The 17,967-nt window shown below is 57.5% G+C and carries 18 protein-coding genes; 4 read left to right on the top strand and 14 right to left on the bottom strand.

The features are described 5' to 3' along the window. Both ABFT80_RS19600 and ABFT80_RS19605 read left to right on the top strand, forming a co-directional pair. Positions 1-865 (top strand): NAD(P)-dependent oxidoreductase (locus ABFT80_RS19600; RefSeq protein ID WP_347973631.1); only part of this gene is annotated, 865 nt, incomplete at its 5' end. A gap of 88 nt (positions 866-953) precedes the next feature. Further along, entirely contained in the window at positions 954-1,928 is a 975-nt protein-coding gene (locus tag ABFT80_RS19605; protein ID WP_347973632.1) for a LysR substrate-binding domain-containing protein, read from the top strand. A 21-nt stretch (positions 1,929-1,949) separates the two neighbouring features. On the opposite strand, the gene ABFT80_RS19610 is transcribed toward ABFT80_RS19605, so the two are convergent. The 7 genes from ABFT80_RS19610 to ABFT80_RS19640 are packed head-to-tail and all read right to left on the bottom strand — an operon-like array spanning position 1,950 to position 10,070. Continuing rightward, positions 1,950-3,758, bottom strand: coding sequence for an ABC transporter ATP-binding protein (locus ABFT80_RS19610; protein ID WP_347973633.1), 1,809 nt, complete (start codon positions 3,756-3,758; stop codon positions 1,950-1,952). A 4-nt stretch (positions 3,759-3,762) separates the two neighbouring features. After that, positions 3,763-4,689, bottom strand: a complete 927-nt coding sequence (locus ABFT80_RS19615; RefSeq protein ID WP_347973857.1) for an ABC transporter permease — start codon at positions 4,687-4,689, stop codon at positions 3,763-3,765. Continuing rightward, positions 4,689-5,663 (bottom strand): ABC transporter permease, encoded by a 975-nt coding sequence (locus tag ABFT80_RS19620; RefSeq protein WP_347973634.1) that lies wholly within the window; start codon positions 5,661-5,663, stop codon positions 4,689-4,691. Before ABFT80_RS19620 ends, ABFT80_RS19615 begins: the two co-directional genes overlap by 1 nt. A gap of 1 nt (position 5,664) precedes the next feature. Continuing rightward, positions 5,665-6,639: a nucleoside hydrolase gene (locus ABFT80_RS19625; protein ID WP_347973635.1), complete on the bottom strand. Its 975-nt coding sequence runs from the start codon at positions 6,637-6,639 to the stop codon at positions 5,665-5,667. Continuing rightward, on the bottom strand, positions 6,636-7,595 hold the full coding sequence (locus ABFT80_RS19630) for a nucleoside hydrolase (RefSeq protein ID WP_347973636.1): 960 nt from the start codon (positions 7,593-7,595) through the stop codon (positions 6,636-6,638). The genes ABFT80_RS19625 and ABFT80_RS19630 overlap by 4 nt, the downstream gene beginning before the upstream one ends. Before the next feature lie 35 nt (positions 7,596-7,630). Continuing rightward, the gene (locus ABFT80_RS19635; RefSeq protein WP_347973637.1) at positions 7,631-8,512 is read right to left on the bottom strand and encodes a dihydrodipicolinate synthase family protein; all 882 of its coding nucleotides are present in this window, start codon (positions 8,510-8,512) and stop codon (positions 7,631-7,633) included. 7 nt (positions 8,513-8,519) lie between these two features. After that, positions 8,520-10,070, bottom strand: a complete 1,551-nt coding sequence (locus ABFT80_RS19640) for an ABC transporter substrate-binding protein (RefSeq protein WP_347973638.1) — start codon at positions 10,068-10,070, stop codon at positions 8,520-8,522. Between the two features lie 138 nt (positions 10,071-10,208). Between ABFT80_RS19640 and ABFT80_RS19645 the strand changes: the two genes are divergently transcribed. Then, positions 10,209-11,105 carry a LysR substrate-binding domain-containing protein gene (locus tag ABFT80_RS19645; RefSeq protein ID WP_347973639.1) on the top strand — a complete coding sequence of 299 codons (897 nt, stop codon included), beginning with the start codon at positions 10,209-10,211 and terminating at the stop codon, positions 11,103-11,105. Positions 11,106-11,112: 7 nt separating this feature from the next. On the opposite strand, the gene ABFT80_RS19650 is transcribed toward ABFT80_RS19645, so the two are convergent. The 5 genes from ABFT80_RS19650 to ABFT80_RS19670 all read right to left on the bottom strand — a co-directional run bounded on the left by ABFT80_RS19650 (position 11,113) and on the right by ABFT80_RS19670 (position 16,390). Further along, on the bottom strand, positions 11,113-11,838 hold the full coding sequence (locus ABFT80_RS19650; RefSeq protein ID WP_347973640.1) for a ribonuclease activity regulator RraA: 726 nt from the start codon (positions 11,836-11,838) through the stop codon (positions 11,113-11,115). Positions 11,839-11,853: 15 nt separating this feature from the next. Next, positions 11,854-13,590, bottom strand: coding sequence for an L-arabinonate dehydratase (gene araD, locus ABFT80_RS19655; RefSeq protein WP_347973641.1), 1,737 nt, complete (start codon positions 13,588-13,590; stop codon positions 11,854-11,856). 39 nt (positions 13,591-13,629) lie between these two features. After that, complete coding sequence (locus ABFT80_RS19660; RefSeq protein ID WP_347973642.1) at positions 13,630-14,499, bottom strand: ABC transporter permease; 870 nt, start codon at positions 14,497-14,499, stop codon at positions 13,630-13,632. 5 nt (positions 14,500-14,504) lie between these two features. Continuing rightward, positions 14,505-15,323, bottom strand: coding sequence for an ABC transporter ATP-binding protein (locus ABFT80_RS19665; RefSeq protein WP_347973643.1), 819 nt, complete (start codon positions 15,321-15,323; stop codon positions 14,505-14,507). Positions 15,324-15,385: 62 nt separating this feature from the next. Further along, positions 15,386-16,390, bottom strand: coding sequence for an ABC transporter substrate-binding protein (locus ABFT80_RS19670; protein WP_347973644.1), 1,005 nt, complete (start codon positions 16,388-16,390; stop codon positions 15,386-15,388). Between the two features lie 145 nt (positions 16,391-16,535). Here ABFT80_RS19670 and ABFT80_RS19675 point away from each other — a divergent pair, with 145 nt between their 5' ends. Further along, positions 16,536-17,225 carry a GntR family transcriptional regulator gene (locus ABFT80_RS19675; protein WP_347973645.1) on the top strand — a complete coding sequence of 230 codons (690 nt, stop codon included), beginning with the start codon at positions 16,536-16,538 and terminating at the stop codon, positions 17,223-17,225. Between the two features lie 45 nt (positions 17,226-17,270). Here the strand turns inward: ABFT80_RS19675 and ABFT80_RS19680 are convergent, their stop codons facing one another. Further along, positions 17,271-17,684, bottom strand: a complete 414-nt coding sequence (locus ABFT80_RS19680; protein WP_347973646.1) for a type II toxin-antitoxin system VapC family toxin — start codon at positions 17,682-17,684, stop codon at positions 17,271-17,273. Further along, on the bottom strand, positions 17,681-17,929 hold the full coding sequence (locus ABFT80_RS19685; protein ID WP_347973647.1) for a type II toxin-antitoxin system VapB family antitoxin: 249 nt from the start codon (positions 17,927-17,929) through the stop codon (positions 17,681-17,683). The genes ABFT80_RS19680 and ABFT80_RS19685 overlap by 4 nt, the downstream gene beginning before the upstream one ends. Positions 17,930-17,967: the final 38 nt, after the last annotated feature.

Raw genomic sequence — 17,967 nt, forward strand, 5'->3', positions numbered from 1 at the left:
GTTCGTCGGGCTAGGCTCAATGGGCCTGCCTATGGCCGGAAATCTGGTCAAAGCAGGTCATGACGTGCGCGGTATCGACATGCGGGCCGAGGCGATGGAGGCACTGGCGGCATCTGGAGGAACCAGATCCGGCAGTGCGGCTGCCGCCTGTGATGGCGCAGATATGCTCATCCTGATGGTGGTCAATGCCGGGCAGGCGCGCTCTGTGCTGATCGAAGCGGGAGCGCTGGATGCATTGCCGCAAGGTGCCCACATCTGCCTCATGGCCACTTGCCCGCCGGATGAAGTGATCAAGCTGGCGGCGGAAGTCGAGGCATCCGGCAAAATCCTTGTCGATTGCCCGGTTTCCGGGGGTGTGGTCGGCGCGAAAGCGGCCGCCCTGACCATCATGGTGGGTGCGCCCGACGAGGCCTACAAAGCGGTCGCGCCCATCCTTAGGCTGATGGGCGACAAGCTCTACCATTGCGGACCGCAGCAAGGTCAGGGCGCAGTCGTCAAGGCCATCAACCAGCTTCTCTGCGGTGTGCATCTGGCTGTTGCGGGCGAAGCTTTGTCACTTGGACAGAAGGCGGGCGTCGATACGGCAACCCTGCTGGAAATCGTATCGGGATCGGCCGCTTCGAGCTGGATGCTGAAGGACCGCGGAGCACGGATGCTCATGGAAAAACCGCCCGTGACGAGCGCTGTCGATATTTTCGTCAAGGATCTCGGTATCGCTCTGGCTGCGGGACGCTCAGTCAGCATGTCTCTGCCGCTTGCCGCGATCGCCCATCAGATGTTTCTGGCGGAAAGCGGCAGTGGCAACGGCCTGGCAGATGACAGTCAGGTCATAGAAGTATATCGGCGCCTGAACGGCATCTCTTGACACAAGCAGCGTGCGGGCCGCATTGACGAAGGCTCGCGCGCTCGTTCTTCCATCAAGGAGTGCTCGAAACTCCGGACTGGAGGCAGGCTTGCCGATCAACCCAAATCTAAATTCACTGGCCTATTTCGAGGCGGTGGCGCGAACCGGCCGGGTTTCTCTTGCCGCGGCTGAGCTGGGGGTTTCGGCAGCAGCCGTCAGCCAGCAATTGAAGCAGCTCGAAGAACAATGGGGCGTGCTGCTTTTCCGCCGCAAGGACCGGCGCCTCAGCCTGACCATCGACGGCGAAATGCTGTTCCAGACAACGACGACCGCTTTCCGCATGATCCGCGGCGCCCGCTCGGCGGTCTTGCGTCAGGGCAATAACCGGCAATTGAACCTTCGCTGCAGCCCAAGCTTCGCAGTACGCTGGCTTACGCCGCGCCTCAAAGGTTTCCTCGATGCAAACCCGGAATGGGGCGTGCGGGTCGATGCAACACCGGAATTCTCCGATTTCGATACGGAGGTGATGGATCTCGACCTGCGATACGGTTCAGGCGCATGGGAACGGCTTCATACCGAATGCATCATCAACGATTTCGTCCTGCCCATGTGCAGTCCCGAATACCGCGACCGGTTGCGTGCAGTTAACGACGATCCCGCTCTCCTGTTTTCCCAGGCCCGGCTTATCCATTCCGTGAAGACGCTTTACCAATGGGATGTCTGGCTGGTGGTTCACGGCATCGATCCGCCCACCGAGCAGGCTCCGCTGCGCTTCGATCGCTCATCGATGGCGATCCAGCTTGCACGCGACGGCGCTGGCATCGTGCTGGATTCGGCAACTCTGGCGCAGGAAGACCTTGAGCGCGGCACTCTCGTCCCGCTCTCCACCGCATTCGACGTCGTGGAATTCCCTGCCTACTGGGCCGTCTGCCCTACCCGTCACACCAATCGACGTACGGTTCGATTGTTCACGGACTGGATACGTGCGGAAAGCAAGGAATTCGACAAGTCCGCCCGGGCGCTTCTCAAGAAGCTCGGATGCCGGCTTCGCATCGCGCGCGAAGAAGAGCCCAGCCTTCGCTAAGGCTCTCCACGATACGCGTTTTCAATCTGGAAGCTGGTAAAAATGATCCGCTCCAAGCTTCTCATACCGGCGCTTTGGCGGAACGAAATCTGCTGGCCGGTAGGGGCTTTTGATCTCGTCGTTGGAAATCCGCCGGATCTGACGCCGCTTGGGGTCGGCGATCGGAACCGCTGACATCAGGCGCTTCGTGTACTCATGCTGCGGATTTTCGAATACGGCATTACGCGGTCCGATCTCGACGATTTCGCCCAGATACATGACTGCAACGCGGTGGCTTATCCTTTCGACGACTGCCATGTCGTGCGAAATGAAGAGATAGGCGAGGCCATATTTCTCCTGCAAATCCAGCATCAGATTGATGACCTGCGCTTTGACGGAAACATCGAGAGCGGAGACAGATTCGTCGGCCACGATCAACTTCGGCTGCAAGGCAAGCGCACGCGCGATACAGACACGCTGACGCTGCCCGCCGGAGAACTCATGCGGAAAGCGGCTCGCCATCGATGCCGACAACCCGACCCGCTCGAGAAGGTCGCCAACGCGCTTCTTCGCCTCCGCTCTGGTGGCAAGACCATGCGATACGATAGGCTCAGCGATCGCAGAACCAATCCGAATGCGCGGGTTCAGGCTTTCGAACGGATCCTGAAAGATCATCTGCGCTTCACGACGAATGCCGGCAAGGCTTGATTTGCTGGCGCCGACAACGTCCTTTCCATCAATTCGAATCTGACCTTTGGTTGGATCGGTCAGGCGGATGATGGAACGGCCGGTGGTGGATTTTCCGCAACCGGATTCGCCGACAAGCGACAGTGTTTCGCCCTCACGCAGATCGAGCGAAATGTCTTCGACAGCGTGAATGCGGCCTACTGTTTTGCGCAAAAAGCCCTTCTTTATGTCAAAACGCGTGACGAGATGATCCACTTTGAGGATAGGCTCTGCATCGATTTTGACGGTATCGGCAGTCGGCTTGACCGGCTCTGCCATGCCCGTTTTCAAATCGACAATCGGGAAACGCAGAGGCTTGTTCGTACCGGTCATCGAGCCAAGCTGCGGAACAGCGGAAAGAAGTGCGCGCGTGTAGGGATGATTTGCCGAGGCAAAAATGTCTTCGGTCGTGCCTGTTTCGACCGCCTCGCCCTTGTACATGACGACGGTTCGATCGGAGATTTCGGCCACCACGCCCATATCGTGCGTGATGAAAAGGACCGACATTCCCTCCTCTTCCTGAAGGGTCTTTATCAGTTCAAGAATCTGCGCCTGAATCGTGACGTCGAGCGCCGTGGTCGGCTCGTCAGCGATCAACAGTTTCGGGTCGCACGCAAGCGCGATTGCGATGACGACGCGCTGACGCATGCCACCGGAAAAGCTCATAGGATATTCGTGGAGCCGCGACCTGGCGGAGGGTATCCTGACCTTCTCCAAAAGCCGAACAGCTTCGGCCTCTGCTTGCGATTGAGACATGCCGCGATGCTGTCTCAGAACTTCGGTGATCTGTTTCCCGATGGTCAGAACCGGATTGAGACTCGTCATCGGCTCCTGAAAGATCATACCGATGCGATTGCCGCGTACCTTCTGCATCGCATCCAGCGGCAGGTCGAGCAGGTTGCGGCCTTCGAACTCGATTTTACCGGTAACGCGCGAATTCGCCGGAGACAGAAGGCGCATGATGGACATTGCCGTCACGCTTTTCCCGGAGCCGGACTCACCGACCACGGCGACCGTTTCTTTGGGGCCGATGTCGAAGCTGACATCGCGCACCACATTCATCCACTCGCCGTTGACGCGGAACGACGTGTTCAGTTTTGAAATGGAAAGTATCGGCTCAACCATCGGATCAGCCCTCCCTTCTCGGGTTCAGAATATCGCGAAGGGAATCGCCGATGAGATTGATGGAAACGATCAGCAACAGAAGCGCGAGACCCGGAAAGAAGCTGATCCAGTAGCTGCCGGACAGGAGATATTCGAAGCCGTTGGAAATCAGGAGGCCAAGCGAGGGCTCGGTTACCGGCAGCCCTATGCCGAGAAACGAGAGAGTCGCTTCGAGCATGATCGCATAGGCCACGCGCATGGTCGCAACGACGATCAGCGGCGGCATGCAGTTGGGCAGGATATGCCGGAACAGAATGCGGCGATCAGGAAGTGCCATCGAACGGGCGGCATCCACATAAGCGCGTTTGCGCTCGATAAGTGCCGATCCGCGTATGGTTCGCGCGTAATAGGCCCATTGCGTGACGACCAGAGCGAGAATGATCTTGTCTACGCCTTGCCCAAGAATGGCGAGAAAAATCAGCGCAATGAGGATCGCCGGGAAGCTGAGCTGGATATCGACGATGCGCATCAAGATGGAGTCGACGCGATTGCTGGAATAGGCGCTGATCAGCCCGACTGACGCGCCGATGACAAGCGCAATTGCGGCACTCGACAAGCCGACGAGAATGCTGGTGCGCAGCCCATAAAGAATGGCGCTCAGCAAGTCCCGCCCCTGATCGTCCGTCCCCATCAGATAGACCAGGCCGTTCATGCTCTCGGAGCCCGGCGGCAAACGGTTGTCCATGATGTCGAGTTGCGCGAGATCGTAGGGGTTCTGAGGCGCGATCAACGGCGCGAAGATGGCTGCCAGAATGAGGATCGAAACCACGATTATCCCAATTAGTGCCAGACGGTCGCGCAGAAGTGCGCCGAGCGCTGCCCGGAAAGGCGACTGCGACGGTGGCTGCTGACCGGTATCGCGCGTGTGAACCGATGTGCTTTCCTGGCTCATCATGAGTTCCCTTCAAGGCGTACGCGGGGATCGACGACCGAGTAAAGAATATCGACCAGCAGGTTGATGAGGCTGAACATCACGACGGTAATCATCAGATAAGCCAGGATAACAGGCCGATCCAAAACGCTGATCGCATCGATGATGAGCTTGCCCATTCCGGGCCACGCGAAGATGGTTTCAGTGACAACCGCGAAGGCAATCAGCGAACCGAGCTCCAGTCCGATAACCGTGATCAGAGGGATCAGCGTGTTCTTCAGTACGTGGACAAGGACAATGCGGCTTTCAGGAAGGCCCTTGGCGCGCGCAAAACGAACGAAGTCGAGTTGCATCGTCTCCATGACGCCCGCCCGCGTTAGCCGTATGACCAATGAAATCTTGAAAAGTGCGAGGTTAAACGCGGGCAAAATCAAATGTGACAGCCCGTCGAGCGTTAGAAAACTCACAGGAATGCCCAATATCGGCACCGTTTCGCCACGCCCCGACGCAGGTAGCCAGCCTAACTGAACGCTGAAGACCATGATCATGACCAGCCCGATCCAGAAGGTCGGCAGGCTGAAGCCAAGGATCGAAAAGGTCATGATGGATTTTGAAATCCAGCCATTCGGGCGCAGCCCTGCATAAACGCCGAGCGGTATTCCGACGACCAGCGCCATAAACAGCGCCACGAATGCCAATTCCAGCGTCGCGGGCATGCGGTTCATGATGAGTGTGAGGGCAGGCTGATTGAAGACGAATGAGTTTCCGAGATCGCCGGAAAGCGCGCGTGACAGAAACAGCCAGTATTGTTCCCAAACCGGTTTATCGAGGCCGAACGACTGAATGACTTCCATTCGCTCCGCAGGCGTTGCCGTCGAGCTGAGAAGGACATCGACCGGATTGCCAACCAGATAGAGGCCGACAAAAACCAGAACGGACATGACGAAAAGCGTCAGCACCGTCTGCAGCGATCTGCTTAGCAGGTAACTTGACATATCATCCTCCCAGCGATTTTGACGCATCGGCAGACTGGCCGTACGTGCTTATTCGCTCGATCATCAGATTTATGAACCCGGCTTCATCGACATCGGAGATGACGAGTGAGTTCGCCGGGCGATCTGTTTTCTTGTAAAAGTCGGCATAGCTGTAACCAGCCGTCCTGCCGGTGACCTGCACGCCCACTGCGGCGGTTCGCCCGGAAAACAGCTCAGGTTTTAGAAGCCATGCGATTGTCGTCGCATCGTGCAAGGGGCCGCCGGGCCGGCCGAACCTAGTTTCATCGCTGCGGTCAAACGCGAATAACAGATTTGCAAGGCCACGTCCGGCGTCCCCGCCAAGATCATGAAATTGTTGGAAATGCTCTCTGGTGAACAGAGCCTGGAAGGTCATGTCGAGCGGCATAACGACAACAGGCACGCCGGACCCATAGACGATTTCGGCAGCATGCGGGTCGGCGTAGATGTTGAACTCCGCCCAAGGCGTACGGTGGCCCAACGCCGTAAAGGCACCGCCCATCGATACGATCCGTTCGATGCCGCGCGCGACATCGGGATGCTGGATCAAAGCCAAGGCGATATTGGTCAACGGCCCGATCGCGCAGATCGTAATCGGATCGTTTGCCAGTGCAGCTTCTCGCGCGGTGCGAATGAGAAAATCGACTGCATGCTCGTCCGATGGCTTGATATCGGTCGGCCTCACGAGCTGGTCGCTGAACGCGCCGATACGCGCATATTTGCCGAATACCTGCTCGCGCACCAAAGGACCGGGAGCGCCTGCGAAAATTTCGACATCCGTGCGGCCCGACATCCCGACAATCTTGCAAGCGTTGGCCAGCGTGTCTTCGAGAGGGACATTGCCACCCACCACGGAAATGCCGAGCACCTCTATTTCAGGCGAGGCCAGCGCCAGAAGAATGGCAGCCGCGTCATCGACGCCCGGATCGGTATCGATGATGATCCTGTGCTTTTTCATACGGCGGCTTCCAGTGCGTAACGCGACAACCGATCCAGAAACAAATCGATAACGCCTTGAGCATCAACCTTGGTGACGATCTCGGCATTGGGCTCCAGACCACTTTTGCCGTACCAGTCGGCGATGGTCTGGCCCATGCAAAGTTCGCTTTCGTGCTCGACGAAAATTCGCGCCTTCTGTGTTTCGAAAAGCTCAGGCGCCAGCAGATAGGCGACCACCAGAGGATCGTGAAGCGGACCGCCGCGCGACCCGTAGCGGGCGACGTCGTTGCGATCCCAGAAGGCCATGAGCTCGGAGAGTGTTTGGGAAATTCTGCCGCTGGCCGCAGCGAACTTTGCAACATGCTCAGGCTTGAGAATGACCTGATGCGTCGCATCCAATGACAACGCGACAATCGGAATGCCGCTCGAAAACACGATATGCGCAGCATGCGGATCGGCCAGAATGTTGAATTCGGAGGTCATGGTGCGGTTTCCCGCTTCCCGATAGGCACCGCCCATCATGACCACACGCTCGATGCCGTCTGCGATCGACGGCTTCATGCGCAAGGCAACGCCGAGATTGGTCATCGGCCCAAGGCAGCAAATGGTAATTTTGCGACCTGCCGACGCCGCAGCCTTCAGGCTTGCGATTAGGAATTCGACCGCCGAAGGAACTTCCACCGTCTTGGCAGGCTCCGGCAGAACCGTGTTTCCCAAGCCCGTTTTACCATGAAACTGGCCATAGATCGGCTCGCGGAAAAGCGGGCGAAAACATCCTGCATAAACGGGAATATCCGTACGATTGCCAAGTTCGCACACTTGGAGCGTGTTTTTCAAAACACGATCGAGCGGCTGATTTCCGCACACAGGTGTAATGCCCAGTATTTTGAGTTCCGGAGAGACGAACGCCGTAAGCAGGGCGATCGTGTCGTCGATGCCGGGATCGCAATCTATGATGATCGGAATTGCAGTCATTGGGTACTTTCGTGCGTTCAGTTGCCCAGCGCCCTTTAAAGAGCGCCTACCCCGCGCAGCACTTCGGCTATTTCCGACCGTGCGTTTTCATCCAGAGAGCGTTGCGGAGCGATAGGGTCGCCGACGGCAAAGCCCTGTAGGTCGAGAGCGGTCTTGATGCAGGCGGCAATCGAGTATTTCGCGAAGATTTCGTTCACGCGCCAAAGCGGCCGCTGCAGTTCCATCGCGCGCGACCAGTCACCGGCCTTGGCAGCCTCATAGAGCGCAATGCTCTGCCGCGGCACTATGCATGCGGGGCCAGCCATCCAACCCACGCCGCCTATCATCATCACGCAAACCGGGATGTGCGCGGAAGCTGCAAAGACTTCGAGACGACCGCGCGTGCGTTCGATGATGGATAGAAGGCGTCCCGTATTGGTCGACGCGTCCTTGATATAGCGGATGTTTTCGACATTGCTCAGCCGTTCGATGACCGGCAGCGTCAAATCCGAACGCTGGAATTGCGGGTTCGTGTAGATAACGACAGGGCGTCCCTTTGCAGCCTTCGCAATCGCCGTGAAATAAGCTTCGACGCCATCGTCCCCGACCGGGAAATAGGCTTCGAGGATCGCCAATATCCCGTCTGCGCCCGCAGCAACCATATGCTCGGTCTGGGCAACCGCATCCGGGATGCTTGTCGATGCAACGCCCGCAATGACCGGCACGCGGCCGCGATTGGCCGCCAGAACCGTCTCAACAACTCTGTAGCGCTGTTGGTGCGTCAGATAGGCGAACTCGCCTGTGCTCCCCAGCGGCGCAAGCCCATGAACACCGGATGCGATCAGATGCTCGACAAGGTCGGTGAGAACGCCATCCATGATCTCACCTGTCGGACCGACAGGTGAGACGAGATAGGGAAATACTCCGCTGAAGGACATTACGAACTCAGTTCGGCTTGACGTAGTAAGGAAGCGTGTAGCCGTCGGAGCGACCCTCATAGGTCAGATTGCTTTTCGTCGCCCATGTGTTCGCAAGGAAGAAAACCGGGATGACGCCGAGGTCCTTCATGGCGATTTCGGTGGCCGAGCGAAGAAGCTGCTCACGCTTGGCGTCGTCCAGCGTGGACCGCGCCTCACCAAGCATCTTGTCGAACTCCGCATTGGAGTAGCGTCCGCGATTTCCCTGACCGGCCTTGTCGCCGAAAGTTTCGAGGATAGGTCCGAGAACGCCAGAGGCTTCGCCGGTTTCTACGGCAGCACCACCCATGATGAAGCTGAATTCGAGATTGGAAGCGCGCGAGAAATAAACGCTTCCCGGCAGTGTGGAGACTTCCGTCTTGACGCCCGCACGGTTGAAGAACTGCCCGATTGCCTGTGCGATCTTTGAATCGTTCGGATAACGGTCATTGGAGGCATGGAAAGTCAGATTGAAGCCATCGGGATATCCCGCTTTGGCCAGCAATTCCTTTGCCTTTGCCGGATCGTACGGATCGACCTTGATGTTCGGATCGTAGCCGAAATAGCCTTCCGGCACGAGCTGACCGGCTGGCAGACCCTGTCCGTCCATGATGCGATCGACCAGCGCTTCACGGTTGATCGACAAGGACAAAGCGCGACGCACATCGGCGTTCAAAAGCGGGTTCTTGCCATCCGGGCCTTTTGCGAAAGGAGACTCTTCGCGGTCCTGATCCATATGAAGATACATGATGCGGTTGCCGGCGACATTCACGACATTCAGCGCGTCATTGCCTTCAAGATTACGGGTATCGGCGGTGGGAATGCTTTCGATCATATCCACATCGCCAGAAAGCATAGCGGCGACACGCGCGCTGCTGTTCTTGAAGATCTTGAACGTCACACGATCCCAGGCAGCTTTTTCACCCCAGTAATCATCCCAGCGCTCCACAACGACATTGTCGTCCGGTGTCCATGAAACGAATTTGAACGGACCCGTCCCGATGACGCCCTTGCCGGAATTGAGTTCGCCGGTCGGCGTTTTTTCCATTTCCGCAGGCAATATCGCGATGCGGCTGAGATTGTTCAGCAGCAGCGGCGTCGGGCCATCGGTTTTGATCCGAACGGTGAGAGGATCGACCGCCGTGATTTCCGTGATCGCTTTTACATAGGCTGCGAATGAGCTTGGGCTGTTGGTTGACGCAAGCGGCACGCGCTTGATGCTGGCAACCACATCATCGGCGTCGAAATCGCTGCCATCGTGGAATTTCACATTGGGCTTGAGTTTGAATTCCCATGTCGTGTCATCGATGATCGACCATGATTCTGCCAATGCCGGCTGAATTTGCTGTTTCGAATCCTGATTGACCAGACCATCGAAAATGTTACGCGCCATCGCGCTGTTCGGCCCGACCACGTAGAATTGCGGGTCCATCGAAGTCGTGGAGGCTGCGAGACCCACCCTCAGTTCGGCAGCTTTGGCAGATATTGGCGCGACAAAAACCGACACCGCCAAAGCGGCGGCAAATTTCGACATTCTCATGATTGGGTCTCCTGCCCGTTTCCTCCTGGGCGCCGATGAAGGCAGCCCATAGACCCTTTGCTTACAATAGCGTTCACTTGAGCTAAAATGGTATTTTCTGTTAATAGCATAACCAAATGTTATGCTGAGAGGATAGCCATGCGCATCAATCCGCGTCAGGTGGAAGCGTTCAGAAACGTTATGCTGAGCGGCAGTATCACCTCGGCCGCCGAGATGATGAACGTCACGCAACCAGCGGTGTCGCGGCTCATTCGCGATTTCGAATTCGCGACCGAACTGTCGCTTTTCGACCGGGAAGGCAGCAGACTGCTCATTCGCGCGGAGGCAATCGAGCTCTACCGGGAAGTCGAGCGGCTATATATCGGGCTCGACGGTATTGGACGCGCGGCAGACGACATCCGAACCGCGAAAGGCAAGGCGCTGCGAATGGTTGCGGTTCCATCGCTCGCATCGCAATGTCTTCAGGAGGTTGTTGCCGATCTGGCGATCTCGCACAAATCGCTGTCCGTTGTTTTCGACGTGGAAAGCACCGCTTTCGTCATCGATATGATGACGAGCCATCAATATGATCTCGGCTTCGCTTTCGGATCGCCCCGTCTCGCCGGACTACCCATTGAGATGCTTGCAGAAGCATATGCGGTCGCAGCGTTCCCGATCGACCACGAATTCGCCAAGCACAATTTCATCACCGTCGACATGCTGGCGAACACGCGATTGCTTCTGCCGGGGCGCAAAACGCCTTTGCGCCAGGCGCTGGATGCACAATGTGCCGCGACCGGCTTCCAGATATCGAATGCGATCGAAACGTCGATCATCAATTGCTGCGGGCTGGCCGCCAGAGGAACGGGCGTCGCTATTGTCGATCCGCTCATCGCCACGGAGTTTTCCGGGACGCTGCTGACGCGCCGCATCGAACCGCGAATATCCGTGACCTATGTAGCGGTTCGTCCGCCAAACGCGCCGAAATCCAGACTGCTCGAGAGCATCATCGACGACGCGCGAAATACCATCACCAAAGCTCTTGGCCCGCAGTGATCTACGGTTATCGCCCGTTTGATTTCCGCCATTCGGCAAATTCGTTACGCGGGGCATCGCTGGTGGGCGGGTAGAGACCGATTATGGTCGCTCCTGCCAACACTTTCTCGGCCACGAAGTCTTCATAGGCCGTCATTTCTACGGCTTCAGTGGCAATTTCGTCGGCAAGATGCGCGGGTATGACGATGACCCCCTCATCGTCACCAACCATCACATCACCCGGCCAGACCGCGACGTCGCCGCATCCGATCGGCACATTGATATCCAGCGCCTGATTGAGTGTCAGGTTCGTCGGCGCAGAAGGACGATTGTGATAGGCGCGGATACCGAGTTCGGCGATTTCGGGGCTGTCGCGAAAGCCGCCATCCGTGACCACGCCAACGACGCCGCGCACCATCAGACGCGATATCAGGATCGAACCTGCAGAGGCGGCACGAGGGTCTTTTCGGCTGTCCATGACCATCACCGATCCCGGCGGGCAGCGCTCGACGGCGGCGCGCTGGGGGTGTTCCGGGTTTCGGAATACCTCAAGCTGATTCAGGTCCTCGCGCGCCGGAATGTAGCGCAAAGTGAACGCCTGGCCGACCATGTTCCGCTTTTTTGCAGATAGCGGATGCACATCCTGAATGAATTGATTGCGGAGGCCGCGCTTGTAAAGCGCAGTCGCGAGCGTCGGCGTCGCAACCCCCATGAGCTTATCGCGCGTCGCGTCGCTCAAAACATATTCGGTCATTTTCGGTCCCCTTATTCAATAAATATCGGGCTCGGCTGCAGTGGGGCCGAAGCTTGTTTCCAGAAAATCGAAATCCGAGCCGGTATCGGCCTGGCTGACATGCCGGGCAAACATCCAGCCATATCCCCGGCCGATCTTGTCAGCGGGCTTGACCCAGGCCGCGCGGCGGCGTTGCAATTCGTCTTCCTCCACCAGCATGTCGATGCTGCGCGCTTCCAGATCGAGCCGGACGATGTCGCCGTTCTTGAGAAGCGCCAGCGGCCCTCCAACATGCGATTCCGGCGAGACGTGAAGAATGCAGGCCCCGTAACTCGTTCCGCTCATCCGCGCATCGGAAAGGCGCAGCATATCGCGATGGCCTTGCTTGAGAAGGGCTTTCGGGATCGGCAGCATGCCCCATTCCGGCATGCCCGGCCCGCCTTGGGGACCTGCCCCGCGCAGGACCATCACATGGTCCGGGGTAATGTCGAGGTTTTCGTCATCGACGGCGGCCTTCATCTCCGGGTAGCTGTCGAAAACGAGCGCGGGTCCTTGATGCCTGTGAAAGCGAGGATCGCATGCCGCAGGCTTTATGACCGCGCCATTGGGGGCTAGGTTGCCTTTCAAAACGGCAAGCGAGCCTTCGGGATAGACGGGGTTGTCCAGCGACCGGATGACATCGTCGTTGAAACACTCCGCGCCTTCCAGCGTTTCGCCAAGCGTGCTCCCGCAAACCGTCAACACAGACAGGTCGAGAATATCGCCAAGCTTCGCCATCAAAGCGCGCAGGCCCCCGGCATAATAAAAATCCTCCATCAGGTAGGTTTTGCCGGTTGGACGAATGTTTGCGAGCACCGGGGTCGTGCGTCCTGCACGGTCCAGATCGTCGAGCGTAAGATCGACCCCCGCCCTTCGTGCCATAGCCAGCAGATGCACCACCGCATTGGTCGAACAGCCCGTCGCCATGGCAACGGCAACTGCATTGTTCACCGCAGCCCTGGTGACGATCCTGTTCGGAACGAGGTCTTCCCAGACCATGTCGACGATCCGGCGCCCGACGGCCGATGACATGCGAATATGATTGGAATCCGCAGCCGGTATCGAACTCGCGCCGGGCAGCGTCAAACCGAGAGCCTCGGCAATCGCCGTCATGGTGCTCGCGGTGCCCATCGTCATGCAATGACCATAGGAACGGGCAATGCCGGCCTCGACCTCAACCCATTCCTTCTCGTTCAGCAGTCCTGCACGTCGCTCATCCCAGAATTTCCAGGCGTCGGAACCGGAGCCAAGTGCCTGCCCGCGATAATTGCCCCGTAACATCGGGCCTGCCGGCAGATAAATCATCGGCAATCCCATGCTGATGGCGCCCATGACGAGACCAGGCGTGGTCTTGTCGCAACCACCCATAAGAACCGCGCCATCGACAGGGTGCGAGCGCAACAGCTCTTCAGCCTCCATCGCGAGCATGTTGCGGTAGAGCATGGTGGTCGGCTTCACATAGCTTTCGGAAAGCGAAAGAGCCGGAAGCTCAAGCGGAAATCCGCCCGCCTGCAAAATACCGCGCTTCACGTCCTCCACGCGATGCTTGAAATGCGCATGGCATGGATTGGCATCCGACCATGTGTTGAGGATTGCGATGACCGGCTTGCCCATCCATTCTTCGAGTGCATAACCCATCTGCATCGTACGCGAACGGTGGCCGGAGCTTCTCAGATCGTCGGGCGCAAACCAGCGAGCGCTTCTCAGCGTCTCGGGAGACTTTTTCTGCTGCATGAGTTCTGCCTTATGATGAAACGCCGGAGTAAAGGATGCTCATTCCTTCATTCCCCATTTCTGGATCGTGTGACGCTCGATCGTCTGGAAAACGAGATTTTCGACCACGAGACCGATGATGATGACGGTGAGAAGCCCGGCGAACACTGCAGGAATATCGAGCAGATTGCGGTTCTCGAAGATAAACCAGCCAAGGCCGCCCTGGCCGGACGAGACACCGAAAACGAGTTCCGCCGCGATCAATGTGCGCCATGCAAACGCCCAGCCGATCTTCAGGCCGGTCAGGATCGACGGGAATGCAGCCGGTACGAGAATTCGCAAGACATAGGAAATTCCCGTCAGGCCATAGTTGGCGCCCACCATGCGCAATGTACGCGAGACACCCAGAAAGCCTGAATGCGTGTTCAAGGCGACGGCCCAGAGAACCGAATGGATCAGGACGAAGACGAGGCTGGACGCGCCTAGGCCAAACCAGATCAGCGCGAGAGGCAGGAGCGAGATCGCAGGCAGCGGATTGAACATGGCGGTCATGGTTTCAAGAAAATCCGTACCGATCCGCGTGTTGATCGCGAGCACCGTCAGTATCGCTGCGAGCACCGTACCTGCCGCGTACCCCATGGAAAGGATTTTCAGCGTCGTCCAGATCCGGTTCGGCAAGGTTCCGTCGACGAACCGGTCGTAAAGCGTGATGATCGTGTCGCTAAGCGTTGGGAAGAGCAGCGGATTGTCGAGGTAGGATGCATAAACCTGCCAGACGATCGCCAGAAAAACGATCAGAAGCGTTTTGCGGACGGCACCGACGCTCCACAGCGTTTCGAGCGGTCCAAGCTTCTGTTCAACCGCACTGACATTGTCGAATTGATTTGCAGCCTCGTTGTCCGAGGCGAGAATGATTTGCGGTGAGGTCATGACCGTCACTCCTTGTGGCCGGGCTCGGAGGAAAACAGCATGTTATGGATGTCGCGTTCCAGCGCAGCCGCACTGCCATCATCCGTGCGCGCCGCGTCTACATTCACGACTTCGGCTTTAACGCGCCCCGGATGCGGCGAGAGCAGCAGAATGCGGTTCGAAATCTTGATCGCCTCGGCAATCGAGTGGGTGACGAAAATGACCGTAAACTCGGTATCTTCCCACAATTGCAGCAGTTCATCCTGCATCTGACGGCGTGTCAGAGCGTCCAGGGCGGCGAAGGGCTCGTCCATCAAGAGAATGTCCGGCTGCATCGCCATGCCACGGGCAATGGCAACGCGCTGCTTCATTCCACCCGACAAAGTGTGCGGATAGCTGTCGATCGCGCGTGTCAGCTTCACCTTCTCGATATATTCGCAAGCAAGCTCTTTTGCCTCCTGCGCCGGCAGCTTGCGCGCCACCAGCAGCGGAAACATGACGTTTTCCAGAACCGTCTTCCACGGCATGAGCTGGTCGAATTCCTGGAAAACCATCATACGATCCGGCCCAGGGCGCTTGACCTGCCTGCCATTGATATGGATCGCTCCGGCCGACGGGGTCATGTAGCCGCCAATCGCCTTGAGCAATGTGGATTTTCCACAGCCAGAAGGCCCCAGAAGAACAAATCTGTCGGATTCGTTCACCGAAAAGCTGACGTTTTCGGTAGCGGTAATCAGAAGATTTGGCGTCTTGTAACGCAGCGTGACGTTATCGACCTTGAGAAGCGGTGCCTTGTCGGGCTCCAGCCTGCTTTTGTCATTGATGGCGGCGGTAGCCTGCAGCATTGAAATCCACTCCGTTCAGGATTCGGCGGCAGCGATATGCGCTGCCGCCGAAAGCGTTGCGATCAGTTGCCGTTCAGGTAGGCAGAGTCGGGGAGGTAATAATCGGTCCACGCTTCTGGCATGGTTTTCAGCGTACCGATCTTGTACAGATGCTCCGCGAATTTCATCGTGCCCTGAGGGTCGGTCCGCCATTCGTCCATATGCGGCTCGTTCAGCATGGCGAGCAGATCGTCGATGCTGGTCTTGTCGCCGGAAACCGTCTTGTAAGCCTCGAGCGCGGACTTCGGATCTTTCTTGATGAAGTCGACCGCCTCTTCCGTCGCCACACGCAGAGCTTTGACCAACTTGGGATTCGCGTCTGCGTAATCGGTCGTGGTGAAGAAGGTCGCCTGAGTCAGAGCACCACCGAGAATATCCCGCGAGTTGATGACCTCATGCACGCCTTCCTGTTTCAATTCGAGATACTGAAATGGCGGTGCCGCGAAATGGTTCTTCACTTCGTGGTTCGCATTGGCGATCGCAGCAACCGCATCCGGGTGGCCAAGCTGAACGGTGTTGGGATCGAACTTCTTGACCTGATCGTCACCGAACATCTTTGCCGCTGCCATCTGCAAAAGGATGGCCTGGGTAGAGACACCCACGGTTGGAACCGCGATCTTGTCGGTTTCCTGAATGTCTTCCAGCGATTTGATGCGAGGGTCGTTGGAAACCATGATCACCGGCTGGGCAGAGCTGGTGATGATTCCCTTCACCTTGCCTCTGGTCCGGTCCCACAACAAAAGAAGGTTTCCGGTGCCAGTGTTGACGACATCGACATTGCCGGCAAGCAGCGCATCGGTCTGCGCGCCGCCGCCGCTGAACGTGCGCCATTCGACCGTCACGCCTTCCACGCCATCCGCCGCCGCATGCTTTTCAATCAGCTTCTGCGTTTCCATCACGTGACTGGCAAGATAGAGGATCCCCGGCTGGCGGGTGATCGACACATTTGTTTTTTCCTGCGCCTGAACCGATGAGGCAATCCCCACGGCAAAGGCAATCGCAGCCAGACGGCTGATAAGCAGTTTCATTATTTCCTCCCAAATTTTGCGTCGAAACGGCAAAGCCCGCCTTCACTCCTCCAGCGAACTTTTTGCATTGAAGCACTAAAACATCAGTGCATCAACCTCCTTAATGGTCTATTGTCGTTTGGCACGGCAGTTGAGGAAAACCTCCATGAACGGAATTATCAGGGAAAGTCAGCTCGATCGGTCGAGGCAGGTTGCCTTGCAGATCCATGAGATTCTGCGCGATCGCATATTGAAAGTTGAGCTGGTTCCCGGATCGGTCCTGTCGCGCGCATCATTGCAGCTTGAATTCGGCGTCAGCCAAACGCCGGTGCGCGACGCCCTTATGCGGCTGCAGGAAGAGGGGATCGTCAATGTGTATCCGCAATATGCAACTGTCGTCGCGCGCATCGACATAAAACACGCGCGCCAAGCCCAATTCTTGCGATTGTCGATCGAACTCGAAGCCGTAAGACGGTTGACGCTCGAAGCGCCTGAGGAAACCGCTGCCGAGCTGTCCGGCATTCTGGAGCGGCAAAAGGCAGCGGCATCACTGGAAACTTACGACGTCTACGACAACATCGATCGGGAGTTTCATCGCAAACTCTACGAACGCTCCTCAATCCTGGAGCTTTGGGAGAATGTCCGCCGGCAAAGCGTGCATCTGGACAGGCTGCGTCGCCTGAACCTTCCAATGGCCGGGAAAATACAAACCGTTCTTGACGATCACCAGGCGATCATCGACGGTATTCGTTCAGGTGATCCTGACAACGCAACCGCGGCCCTGCGCAAGCATCTTTCGGGAACGCTCTCCATCATCAATGTGATCAGCGAGAAGTTCCCGGACTACGTTAGCTAATAGTTCTGTTACGCGGTAAATTCCGCCAAGCCCGCCTTCTATCGCTCAGAACGTCCAGGGAGACATCAGGTCGAGACCCGTTGTCTGAAAATCGGTCAAATTGCGGGTAGCCAAGCGACCGCCGTTCACACGTGCAATTGCAGCGATCATGCCATCCGGCGCTGACATGCCGCGACCCTGATGCGCAGCGTTACCCATGATTTCGCCATAAGCCAGTGCCGCTTCCTCCGTTAGGCCGAAAATGCGATCAGCAAACCGACGTCGCCAATCGAAAAGCCCCTGTTCCAGACGTTCAGCACGCTGATCGGGCCGTATTTTCTGGATACCAAAAGCAATCTCAGCAATCGTCACGGTGGGCAGAGCAAGCTCGGCGTCGTGCCGAACGAGCCAAGCCAGCACCGCCTCATCGGGTGCTTTTTTCAGCGTCTCGGAAATTACGTTGGTGTCGAGAAAGATCAAAGTTTGACACCCGGATGCGGCGCACGATTTTCGCGGATCACCGCTTCAAGATCTATATCCGTGCCGGACTGCGTGCAAAGCCGCTTGTAGAAGGCCAATGCAGGCTCACGCCCGGCCTCACGAATCTCGTAAGATTCGAGTGCACGCTCGACTATATCGGCGATCGAGCGGTTCTCGCGACGGGCAAGCCTGTGCGCAAGATCGCGGGCTCTGGCGCTGCGGACGGAAAGCTGAGGTTCTGCCATTTTGCGACTCCCTTTCAGCGAATATAGTCTAGCCATCA

Origin of the sequence: Foliimonas ilicis, from assembly GCF_039939195.1 — a bacterium.
Lineage (GTDB): Bacteria > Pseudomonadota > Alphaproteobacteria > Rhizobiales > Rhizobiaceae > Foliimonas > Foliimonas ilicis.